The 10,862-nt window shown below is 61.0% G+C and carries 9 protein-coding genes; 3 read left to right on the top strand and 6 right to left on the bottom strand.

From position 1 onward, the window contains the following. Positions 1 to 361: 361 nt before the first annotated feature. The 4 genes from pyk to AC1D1Z_RS05240 are packed head-to-tail and all read right to left on the bottom strand — an operon-like array spanning position 362 to position 5,634. Positions 362 to 1,837, bottom strand: coding sequence for a pyruvate kinase (pyk, locus tag AC1D1Z_RS05255; RefSeq protein WP_477849722.1), 1,476 nt, complete (start codon positions 1,835 to 1,837; stop codon positions 362 to 364). A gap of 28 nt (positions 1,838 to 1,865) precedes the next feature. Next, the gene (locus AC1D1Z_RS05250) at positions 1,866 to 3,134 is read right to left on the bottom strand and encodes a glycerate kinase type-2 family protein (RefSeq protein ID WP_477849720.1); all 1,269 of its coding nucleotides are present in this window, start codon (positions 3,132 to 3,134) and stop codon (positions 1,866 to 1,868) included. A gap of 6 nt (positions 3,135 to 3,140) precedes the next feature. Next, positions 3,141 to 4,214, bottom strand: a complete 1,074-nt coding sequence (locus AC1D1Z_RS05245; protein WP_018449318.1) for a tartrate dehydrogenase — start codon at positions 4,212 to 4,214, stop codon at positions 3,141 to 3,143. 28 nt (positions 4,215 to 4,242) lie between these two features. Continuing rightward, positions 4,243 to 5,634 (bottom strand): MFS transporter, encoded by a 1,392-nt coding sequence (locus tag AC1D1Z_RS05240; protein WP_446959788.1) that lies wholly within the window; start codon positions 5,632 to 5,634, stop codon positions 4,243 to 4,245. Positions 5,635 to 5,681: 47 nt separating this feature from the next. Between AC1D1Z_RS05240 and AC1D1Z_RS05235 the strand changes: the two genes are divergently transcribed. The 3 genes from AC1D1Z_RS05235 to AC1D1Z_RS05225 all read left to right on the top strand — a co-directional run bounded on the left by AC1D1Z_RS05235 (position 5,682) and on the right by AC1D1Z_RS05225 (position 8,775). After that, positions 5,682 to 6,596: a LysR family transcriptional regulator gene (locus tag AC1D1Z_RS05235; RefSeq protein WP_446949754.1), complete on the top strand. Its 915-nt coding sequence runs from the start codon at positions 5,682 to 5,684 to the stop codon at positions 6,594 to 6,596. Positions 6,597 to 6,844: 248 nt separating this feature from the next. Further along, on the top strand, positions 6,845 to 8,389 hold the full coding sequence (gene metG / locus AC1D1Z_RS05230) for a methionine--tRNA ligase (RefSeq protein ID WP_283186125.1): 1,545 nt from the start codon (positions 6,845 to 6,847) through the stop codon (positions 8,387 to 8,389). A gap of 164 nt (positions 8,390 to 8,553) precedes the next feature. Continuing rightward, positions 8,554 to 8,775: a hypothetical protein gene (locus AC1D1Z_RS05225; RefSeq protein ID WP_104891238.1), complete on the top strand. Its 222-nt coding sequence runs from the start codon at positions 8,554 to 8,556 to the stop codon at positions 8,773 to 8,775. A gap of 126 nt (positions 8,776 to 8,901) precedes the next feature. Here the strand turns inward: AC1D1Z_RS05225 and AC1D1Z_RS05220 are convergent, their stop codons facing one another. Continuing rightward, positions 8,902 to 10,041, bottom strand: coding sequence for a PAS domain-containing sensor histidine kinase (locus AC1D1Z_RS05220; RefSeq protein ID WP_477849715.1), 1,140 nt, complete (start codon positions 10,039 to 10,041; stop codon positions 8,902 to 8,904). Continuing rightward, positions 10,038 to 10,829, bottom strand: coding sequence for an alpha/beta fold hydrolase (locus AC1D1Z_RS05215; RefSeq protein WP_477849713.1), 792 nt, complete (start codon positions 10,827 to 10,829; stop codon positions 10,038 to 10,040). The genes AC1D1Z_RS05220 and AC1D1Z_RS05215 overlap by 4 nt, the downstream gene beginning before the upstream one ends. Between the last annotated feature and the right edge of the window lie 33 nt (positions 10,830 to 10,862).

Genomic DNA, 10,862 nt, shown 5'->3' with positions numbered 1-10,862 from the left:
GCACGGAGACCCTCGCAAGCCTGAGCTCGCAGGCCAGCAACAAGCCGACCGGCCCGGCGCCTGCAATCACGACATCGAAGAGAAAAGACGTTGGGTGGCGATTATTCATGAACGGCTCCTTATGGTCGTTCGACCGGAGCAGTTCGTCGTTCTGACAACCACACGGACGAACGGGTGGGCGCTCTCAGCGTCCGACGTTCGTCGCGGGGTCTCATGCCTGGGGCAGGGGACAGAGCTTCCGTTTCCAGAAGGACTTGGGCTTACCAAACCAAGTCTGCCTTTTCCGACACCGGCAGCATATCGGCATGCCGCTCGATCGGCAACGGGTCTGTAACAATCCGCGCCTAGAGCCAGTCCTTTCTCAAGGGGCAGCGCGGTCCGAAAGCGAGTGCAGATCGAGCACCGCCTCGGACGGTGTTTCCTCCTTCAATTGAACCACCCGCAAATTGTTTGTCGTTCCCGGTCGACCGAAGGGGATGCCGGCAACCACCACGATATTGTCGTGGGGTGAGGATAATCCGGATCTGCCCGCCATCTGCCGGGCGTAGTCGATCGTGTCTTCGTAGGTAACGATCTCCTTGGAATGGATACTGACAGCCCCCCAAAGAAGACAAAGCTGCCTGGAGACCAGCTCGTCAGGCGTGATGGCAAGAATGGGCAACGATGGTCGCTTGCGGGCAATTCTGGCGGCGGTTATGCCGCGGGATGTAAAGGCCGCGATCAATGGCGCGTTGATGGCGGTTGCCAGGTCGGCAGCGGCGGCCGCCACGGCGTGGGGTGGTGACGGTTCGATGTCCGGCTCGGACGCGGCAATCAGCGAGCGGTAGAGCTTGTGGCCCTCGGTACTCCGGATGATGCGGTCCATGATCTCCACCGTCTCGCGGGGAAATCTGCCGGTCGCGGATTCGGCAGACAGCATCACCGCATCTGCTCCGTCATAAATCGCCATGGCGACGTCGGAGGCTTCCGCCCGTGTTGGCGTCGGCGCGGCCACCATCGAATCCAGCATCTGGGTGGCGACAATGACGGGTTTGACGGCAAGGCGGCAGGCGCGAATGAGTTCCTTCTGACGGCCGGGAACCTCCTCTGGCGGAATTTCGACGCCGAGATCGCCGCGCGCCACCATGATGCCGTCCGAAAGACGAATGATATCGTCGATCTGATCGAGCGCCGAAGGCTTCTCGATCTTGGCGATCAGCCCGGCCCGCTGACTGACGAGCGCGCGCGCCTCCATCATGTCGCTGGCCTTCTGAACGAAGGAGAGGGCGACCCAGTCGACCCCGAGTTCCAGCCCGAACTCCAAGTCGCGCCTGTCCTTCTCAGTCAAAGGCGAGATGTCGAGAATTGCCCCGGGAATATTGACGCCCTTGCGGTCGGAAATCACCCCGCCGACCACGACCTCCGCCGTTATCGTTTCAGCTCCGACGCCATCGATCCGAACCCTGACGCGGCCGTCATCAATCAGCAGGTCATCGCCCGGCTTGACGGCTGCGAATATCTCACGATGGGGGAGGGGAATGGAATCCGCTATGCCCTCGTCTGTTCCTGGAACGAAGCGGATCCGATCGCCTTTCGAAACCGAAATTGCGCCGTTTCGAATTCGTCCGACACGGATTTTCGGACCCTGAAGATCCTGCAGGATACCGATCGGTCTTCCCGTTTCTCTTTCCAAGGCGCGGATCGATCTGAAGACAGCCGCATGATCCTCGTGTGAGCCGTGGCTGAAGTTGAGGCGAAACGTGTCGACGCCCGCTTCGAACAGTGACTTCAGCATGTCGGGAGACGCGCTTGCCGGCCCGACAGTCGCCACGATCTTGGCCCTGCGATTGCGATGCATCGAAATTTCCTCAGGCTTGGTCGCCGTTTCAGACGATGAGTATGGCTCGGATATCGTTGACATTGGTCAGGGTCGGCCCGGTTTTGACCAGATCCCCGATCTCGTCGAAGAATGAATAGCTGTCGTGCGAAGCGAGATAGGCTCGGGCATCAAGGCCCTTCTTACGGCCGCGCTCCAACGTGTCGGGCGTGACGACGGCCCCCGCTGCATCTTCGGTGCCATCGATGCCGTCGGTATCGCCAGCAATCGCCCATATTCCGGCATGTCCCTTGAGGGCCACCGCAAGGCCGAGAAGGAATTCGGTGTTGCGGCCACCGCGCCCCGCGGGCTCGCAGCCGATCGTAACCGTCCCTTCGCCGCCCGACAGAAGGACGGCGGGCCCGCGAACCGGAAGCCCCTTGGTCTTTGCGGATAAGGCGATGCCCGCCATCACCGTACCGAGCTCGCGCGCCTCTCCCTCGATGGCGTCGCCGAGGACAAGTGTTTGCAGGCCCGCGTTGGCGGCGGCTTTCGCTGCACTATCCAGGGCGAGCGAGGGGGCAGCGATGATGCGGACATCGCTTGCGAGATCCGCGGGTTTCGGCGTCTCGTCGCCGCTTTTGAGGACGGAGCGTGCCGTGTCGGGCAGAACGATCCTGTAGCGGGATATGATGCCGCGAACCTCGTCGATCGTGCTTTCATCGGCGATCGTCGGGCCGGATGCGATGGATGCAGGATCATCGCCCGGCACATCGGAAATGACCAGGGTAACGACTTTCGCGGGCCGGGCGGCCAGCCCGAGACGGCCTCCCTTGATACGCGAGAGGTGCTTGCGAACGGCGTTCATCTCGGTGATCGTCGCGCCGCTCGCCAGAAGCGCACGATTGACGCTCTGCTTGTCCGCCAAGGTCATGCCGCCCGCCGGAGCGACCAGAAGCGCCGACCCGCCGCCAGAGACGAGAGCAACCACGAGATCGTCCGGTGTCAGCCCGCGAACGGCTTGCAAGACATCGGCAGCCGCCCTTTCGCTCATCGCATCCGGAACGGGGTGCGATGCCTCGATGATGCGGATACGACCGGCAGGCACCGCGTGACCATAGCGTGTCACGACAACACCGGAGAGATCGACATCCGGCCAGGCGCTATCGAGAGCGGCCGCCATGGCCGCCGATGCCTTACCGGCGCCGACGACGATGCATCGGCCCGTTGGCTTGTCCGGGAGGTTTTCGAGAACCGCCCGCTGGGGACTGGCGCTTTCGACCGCTGCATCAAAGATCTGATGCAGCGTTGCCCGTGCTTTCTGATCGGTCCAGTACATCGTCGTTCAGACGTTCGATGCGTGGATCGCATCGACGACCGCGTCGGTGACTTCCTTGGTATTGGCCGTTCCACCGACGTCAGGCGTCAATATGCCGGCCCCGGTCACGCGTTCGACGGCCCGCATCAGGCGTGCGGATGCATCTGTTTCACCGAGATGGTCGAGCATCTGCGCCGCTGTCCAGAAGGTCGCCACCGGGTTTGCGATGCCCTTGCCCGTGATGTCGAAAGCAGAGCCATGGATCGGTTCGAACATCGACGGGAAGCGGCGTTCCGGATCGATGTTGGCGGTCGGCGCGACGCCGAGGCTGCCTGCGAGCGCGCCTGCAAGGTCCGAGAGGATATCGGCATGAAGATTGGTGGCGACGATAGTGTCGAGGCTCCTGGGGTTGAGGGTCATGCGGACGGTCATGGCGTCGACGAGCATCTTGTCCCAGGTGACGTCAGGGAATTCCTCGGCCACTTCGGCCGCGATTTCATCCCACATTACCATGCCGTGCCGCTGGGCATTGGACTTGGTGACGACGGTCAAGAACTTGCGCGGCCGGGACTGGGCGAGCTTGAACGCATAGCGCATGATGCGGGTGACGCCGACGCGGGTGAAGATGGCGACCTCAGTGCCAACCTCTTCCGGCAGCCCCCTGTGCGCACGGCCGCCGTGACCGGAATATTCGCCTTCGGAGTTTTCGCGGACGATAACCCAGTCCAGATCGCCCGGGCCGCAGTTGCGCAGCGGCGGCGTGATCCCGGGCAAAATCTTCGTCGGGCGAACATTCGCATATTGGTCGAAGCCCTGGCAGATAGGCAGCCGCAGACCCCAGAGCGTGACGTGGTCGGGAACATCAGGCGCTCCGACGGCGCCGAAATAGATGGCGTCGAATTTCTTCAGCTGCTTCAAGCCGTCGGTCGGCATCATGACGCCGTGCTTTTTGTAATAGTCGGATCCCCAGTCGAAATTCTCGAGATTGAACTTGATCCCGCCCTCGCGCTTCTCGATAGCAGCCAGGACACGTGTACCGGCAGCGATGACTTCAGGGCCGATGCCGTCAGCGGGGATGGTGGCGATTGCATATTCACGCATTGGTATTCTCCGATTGGGTCAGCTGTGGTCAGTGTTGACTGGCGGCGCGGGTATCAGCCGCTTTGGGGCCGGACCGTGCCAGGACGAGGGTGAGGATTGCCGAGATCAGCAGAAGCCCGGCGACGAAGTAGAGGCCACCGGCGAAACTCCCGGTCGTATCCTTGATCCACCCGATCATCGACGGACCGACGAAGCCGCCGAGGTTGCCGATGGAGTTGATGGTGGCGATACCGGCCGCCGCAGCCGGGCCGGAAAGGAAGAGGGTCGGCATGCTCCAGAGCGGCGGCTTCGAGGAGCTGATGCCGATATTGACGAGGGTGAGAGCGATCAGAACGGTGAATACGCTGGTCGCACCCGTTGCGAAGGCCAGTCCTGCGGCTGCCAGCAGGCAGGCTCCGACGACGTGCCATGTCCGTTCGCCGGTCTTGTCGGAATGACGTGCCCAAAGAACCATGGCAATGACGGCGAAGATACCGGGAATAGCATTGATGAAGCCGACCTGGAGTGCCGGTAGGCCGAACTGCTTGATGATCTGCGGAGCCCAGATGCCGAGGGTGTAAAGCCCGGCAGAGGTGCCGAAATAAACCAGGGCGAGGGCAATCACGCGGATGTCGGCCAGTCCTGCCAGGATGCTGTGGCTGGCCTTGCTTTTGCCTGCCTGCTCCGCATTCATCGTTTTGACGAGCCAGCTGCGCTCTTCGTCCGTCAGCCATTTCGCCTTTTCCGGACGATCGGTGAGATAGAACAGGACGACGACACCAAGGATGATGGCTGGGGCTGCCTCGATCAGGAACATCCACTGCCAGCCGGCAAGGCCGAGAAGGCCGTGCATTTCCATCAGCGCACCGGAGATCGGCGAGCCGAGGACCGTGGAGAGCGGTGCTGCGGCCATGAAGATCGCGGTCACCGCGGCGCGGCGGCGGGCGGGGAACCAGAAGCTGAGATAGAGGATGATGCCGGGGAAAAAGCCCGCTTCGGCGACGCCGAGAAGGAAGCGCAGGACGTAGAAGCTGGTCGTCCCCTGCACCAGAGCCATGAGGCCCGAGACGATCCCCCAGGTGATCATCACCCGGGCGATCCAGATGCGGGCGCCGACCTTGTTGAGAATGAGGTTCGAGGGAACTTCGAAGAGGAAGTAGCCGACGAAGAAGATGCCCGCACCGATGCCGAAGACGGTCGACGAGAAGCCGAGGTCCTGGTTCATCGTCAGGGCGGCAAAGCCGATATTCACGCGGTCGAGAAACGCGATGAAATACAGCAGCATGATGAACGGTACGATGCGGAATGTGATTTTGCGCAAGACGCGCGTTTCCAAGTCGTGAGTCACGACGGTCTCCTCCCAGATTGGACGATAAACGAAGCGCACCTCCTGCGCTTGCGAATATCTATGACCACCGCCGGCTTGATCCTCAAGCGACACAGGAATATATAAAAATTTGATATAATCGAACTCTGGAGCAGACGTTCGTGGACCTGAACCAGCTTCGATGTTTCGTGTCGGTAGCGGACGAGCTTCATTTCGGGCGGGCGGCTCAAAAGCTTGGCCTCCTGCCGGCATCGCTATCTCGGCACATACGCCTGCTTGAAGAATCCCTTGGGACGCGGCTGATGGCGCGAACGACACGCAGCGTTTCGTTGACGGAAGACGGTCTCGTCTTCCTGGAAGGCGCGCGGGAGATCCTGGCCAAGACCGAAGCTCTTCAGCAACGGTTCCACACCTCCCGCCAGGCAAAAGCGGATGTGCTGCGGATCGGGGCGATCGACAGCGCGGCAGCAGGGCTCGTCCCCATGCTGTTGCACGATTTCCGCCAGCAGTGTCCCGACGTCTCGACGCAGTTGTCGGAAGACAAGACGATCAGGCTGATCCCGAAACTCCTGTCAGGTTCATTGGATTTGGCATTCATCCGCGCCCCCGATATCGTCGACCCCAAGCTGAAGACGATGTTTCTCTTCCATGAGACCGCGGTCGTCGCCATGTCCGAGAACCATCGACTGGCTTCGAGAGCCAGCGTGAGAATCGAAGACCTCGCCGACGAACCGTTGATCGTCCCCGAGCGCCGGTCGCGCCCGCATAGCCACGACCTGACGATGAAGCTGTTCATCGAGGCGGGACTGCAGGCGCGGGTGGCCCAGCTTGCTGAAGAAAAGCAGACGATTGTTAATCTCGTGGCCGCGGAGATCGGGCTGGCGATCGTACCCCAATGGACATCGCGGCTCGCCGTCAGCGGCGTCCGTTACATCGCTCTCGATATGGAAGGGATGGCGGCGATGAACAAGCTTCCCCTATCGGTCGCGTGGTTGAAGGGCGTCCGCGACCCGGGGCGGGACCGCATTCTCGCCATGCTTCAAGACAAGCTGGCCCACTATGCCGAGCTTGCCTGACAATCGGATTCAATTGCCGCTGCGTGGTTTGACGATGGGCGCCAACGAGCACGCTTGTTCGAAACCGCTCTTGATGCTAGGAAAATCGCATGGACAACACCGTAATCAGCACCTTCGTGATGATGATGCCGCGCTCATAGCGTGGCGGGTTTCGTGCGTCCAGAATGCACCAGCGACCGCCCTCGAGGCGGTCTTTTCATGGGTCGATCCGTCTCGCGGGCATTAACAGCCTTCGAAAGGAAACGCCGATGAACAAGATCTACATCACCACCTCCATCCCCTACGTGAATGCCGCGCCGCATGTGGGCTTCGCTCTCGAGCTCGTCCAGGCCGATGCCTATGCCCGCCATTTCCGCCTTCTCGGCCACGACGTGCGGTTCCAGTGCGGAACCGACGATAACAGCCTGAAGAATGTCCGGTCTGCGGAAGCCGCGGGACAGGAGGTGAGGGACTTCGTCAATGCCAACGCCGACAGGTTCGAGAGCCTTGGCGGCCTGCTCGATATCTCCAACGAGGAATTCGTCCGCACGTCGCGCGATCCGAGGCATATTGCCTGCGTCCACGCCTTGTGGAGGGCATGCGCTGAAAATGGCGACCTCTATCGCAAGGCCTATGAGGGCCTCTACTGCGTCGGTTGCGAGCAATTCTACGAGCCGTCGGAACTCGATGACGGGCGCTGCCCGGAACACGGCATTGCCCTTGAGACCATCCGTGAGGAGAACTGGTTCTTCCGCCTCTCGCGATACGGCGACCGGCTGCTTGAGCTCGTCGAGACCGGGGGGCTTCGGATCGTTCCAGCCCATCGTCGCAACGAGGTCCTTGCCCTGCTGCGGCGCGGCCTGACCGACATCAGCGTGTCGCGCAGCGCCGAACGGGCGCGCGGCTGGGGTGTGCCCGTCCCCGATGGGGATGAGGTCGTCTACGTCTGGTTCGATGCATTGGCGAACTACCTCACAGGTCTCAGCCACGGGTCCGATCCAACCCTGCTGCAGCACTATTGGAACGGCGGCCAACGCATCCACGTCGTCGGCAAGGGCATCTCCAAGTTCCACGCCATCTACTGGCCGGCCATCTTGCTGTCCGCAGGCCTGCCGCCACCTTCGTCGATCCTGGTGCACGGCTACGTCACGGTCGACGGCCGGAAGATCGGCAAGTCGGCCGGCAACGGCATCGATCCGGAACGCATCATCCAATCCTACGCAACGCCCGACGCACTGCGATATTACCTGCTCCGGCATATACGCTCGGGTGACGATGGCGATTTCTCAGACGAGCGTCTGGAAGCCGCCTGGTCGGGAGAGTTGGCAGGGCAGCTCGGAAATCTCGCCAACCGGGTCCTTGCCCTTCTGTCTACCTCGTTCAACGGCATCGTTCCGCCGGTGCCAGACAGCGAGTTCGTGGAGGAGGCTGCCCGCCTTCCGGAGAAGATGGCTCGAGCCTTCGCGGCCTACGAGCTCCATGTCGGCCTCGCTGATATTTTCGCGTTTATCGGCGCGGCGAACAGGCGGTTTGCACAACGCGCGCCATGGGCCGATGCGAAAGCCCTGCTTGGCGATCTCACGCCGGACGATCGGAAGGCGACCGCGACCCGTCTTGGCGCTTCCCTGGCCGAGCAGGTCCACGGCCTTGCGATCATCGCCCGCTGCCTCCTGCCGTTCCTGCCGAGCTCGGCCGCAAAGCTGCATTCCAGGCTCGGAATACCGTCTCCTCGCCTCTATCAGGACCCCTTGATGGTGGCTGGAGTCAAAACCGCCCCGCAAGCCGTCCTCTTTCCGCAAAGGGCGGCGGCTTGAAGGGGCAGTCCGAGATACTCTGTGCTGCAACTTAGGCAGCGCAGAGTTCAAGCCTGTTTGAAGTGTCATGAAAGTTTCATATTCAGGCTATTTCCGGGAGCGGGAAAATAATCTACTATTTTAGTCAGGAAACAAGATTTCCTGAAACAAACGAAGGAGACTGATTGGAGATATTTCTTGTGGTTACCGTGCTCGTTGGAGGCTTCGCACTGATCTTTGCGCTGATCGCAAGGGCAGAAAGAGGCGCCACCACCCAGACCACCGCAAACACCAAGCGCAGGTGGGGCAATTCGGAAGGCTCCGGCGATGGAGGTGGAGGCTGGTTCGATGCCTCAGGCGACGGCGGCTGTGATGGCGGTGGCGGAGATGGCGGAGGAGGAGACTAAATCAAACTGAAATCGATAGAATGCCCGACCGCCTCAAGGCGGTTTTTTGTTGCCCGGATTCCAGGCGGTATCGAGACGGCCATAGAACGGAACGTCGCCCACGCCGGCGCAGCTGTGCGGTCCGGTTCAATCCAAGGGCATCACAAAGGTGAAGCGTGTCTCGTTGACACCGGAACTGACCGTGATCGCCCCGCCATGGGCGCGGGCGATTTCCGAAGCGATATACAAACCCAGCCCCAATCCTCTTTGACTTGTGCCGCCTTCGCCTTTGAAGAAAGGCTGGAAAAGCCGCGTCATCGCATCGCTGGAAATAGGAGCGCCGCCGTTGGCGATCCAGAGCTCCAGTCTTCCGTCGACGGTTGCCGCAGATAGCCGCACCGGTTCGTCCGGCGTCCCATGGGTCAGGGCATTTCCCAAGAGATTGGACACCAGCTGGCCAATCCGGCTGCTGTCGCAACTTATAGGGCCGTCTAATTCGATGCTCACCTCAATCCTGCGGTCGAGGTGACTATAGCGGAGTTCTTCGATGACCTGCCGCAGGATCGGCTCGAGCTCCTCCGTTCGCCTGTCGAGCACGATGCCGCCACCCAATCGTGCACGCGCGAAGTCGAGGACGTTGTCGATCAGGCCAGACATGCGAACGACGCTGCCCTGCATCAAATCGAGAACTTTAGTCGAGCGATCGGTCTGCTCTTCCTTTCGCAACATACGCCCCGCAGCGGCAATCGAGGCAAGCGGGTTGCGCAGGTCATGCCCAAGGATGGCGATGAACTGCTCCCGCAACTCGGCGGTTTGCTGTTCGAAGTCGAGCTGGGATTTGACGATGGCACCGGCCGTGTCCGCCGCCGCGCGCGCTTCGACCAGTTCCCGTTCATAACGGCGACGCTCGGCAGCCTGGAACATCGTCACACGGGTGAAAAGCAGGGCACCGTCTTCTGCACGTCTTTCCATGGCATTGGCGAGCACAGGCAGTTTTCTGCCGTCCGCCGCCACAAGATCGAGGGCAACCTCGTTGAAAAACCCTTGCATGCGCAGCAAAGGCGCAAAATGGGTTTCGTAGAATATACGGCCCGAGGTGTTGAGCAGGTCGTGAAGTCGTTTGCCAAGGAGTTGCTCGGCAGGGATGCCGATCCAGGTCGACAGCGTTTTGTTCACCTTGACGATGCGCCCGTCCGGCTGCAGCGAAAGATAGCCGCATGGCGCGTTTTCGTATAAGTCCTCAAGGTCTTCCGCCGGCATGGAGATCTGCGTGTCGGGACCGCTCATCGGGCGAACCGCCGGATTGCAGAGATGACCTCGTCGGGAGCGCTGAGGTTAGGGCAGTGGCCACTTGCGTTCAGCACGACCAATTGACTATTCGGGACCTGCTGATGGACGTATTCGCCGACCTCTTCGGAGGCGATGATATCATCGCGGCATTGAAGGATCAGCGTTCTGGCGGTGACGCGCGGAAGGTCGCGGCGATTGTCTGACGTGAAGGTCACCCGTGCGAATGCCTTGGCGATCTCAGGATCGGTGCGGCAGAAACTGTTTGTCAGCTCTTCGCTAAGTTCCGGTCGATCCGGATTGCCCATGATGGCGGGCGCCATGGCGGCAGACCACCCCAAGTGATTGTCGTCCAACGATGTCAGGAGTTCGTCTATCTCGGTCGCGCTGAAGCCGCCGATATAGTCATCGTCGTTGGTATAGCGCGGCGACGGCCCGACAAGGATCAGGCTTTCAAACAGGTCCGGTGCCTTAAGCGAGGCGATGACGCCAATCATCGCGCTGACGGAGTGCCCGACGAAGACTGTTTGCGTCAGGCCAAGCGCGCGGCAAATTTCCACGAGGTCATCGGCATAACCAGACAATGAAGAATACTTTCCGGCATCATAGGCCGTGAGATCGGATCGTCCCGCGCCAACATGATCGAACAGCACTGTCTTGAAGTCGCCTTCAAAAGCCGGAGCCACGAAGCGCCACATATTCTGGTCGCACCCGAATCCATGCGAAAAGATCATCGCACGCTGGCCATCGCCCCGGACTTGAACATGATTTCGATCGATGACGGTCATCTCGCCCTCTTCCCTGCTTTCATAGCATGTTCA

Source organism: Rhizobium sp. P1_E1 (assembly GCF_056406015.1).
The sequence above is the reverse complement of the archived record's forward strand: the minus strand, read 5'-3'. Positions and strand labels throughout refer to the sequence as shown.

What these genes read in the sequence shown, in the direction of transcription:
- AC1D1Z_RS05250 (WP_477849720.1), bottom strand. Translation starts at nt 3,134, where the DNA reads ATGTACTGGACCGATCAGAAAGCACGGGCAACGCTGCATCAGATCTTT.
- AC1D1Z_RS05245 (WP_018449318.1), bottom strand. Translation starts at nt 4,214, where the DNA reads ATGCGTGAATATGCAATCGCCACCATCCCCGCTGACGGCATCGGCCCT.
- pyk (WP_477849722.1), bottom strand. Translation starts at nt 1,837, where the DNA reads ATGCATCGCAATCGCAGGGCCAAGATCGTGGCGACTGTCGGGCCGGCA.
- AC1D1Z_RS05220 (WP_477849715.1), bottom strand. Translation starts at nt 10,041, where the DNA reads ATGAGCGGTCCCGACACGCAGATCTCCATGCCGGCGGAAGACCTTGAG.
- AC1D1Z_RS05215 (WP_477849713.1), bottom strand. Translation starts at nt 10,829, where the DNA reads ATGACCGTCATCGATCGAAATCATGTTCAAGTCCGGGGCGATGGCCAG.
- metG (WP_283186125.1), top strand. Translation starts at nt 6,845, where the DNA reads ATGAACAAGATCTACATCACCACCTCCATCCCCTACGTGAATGCCGCG.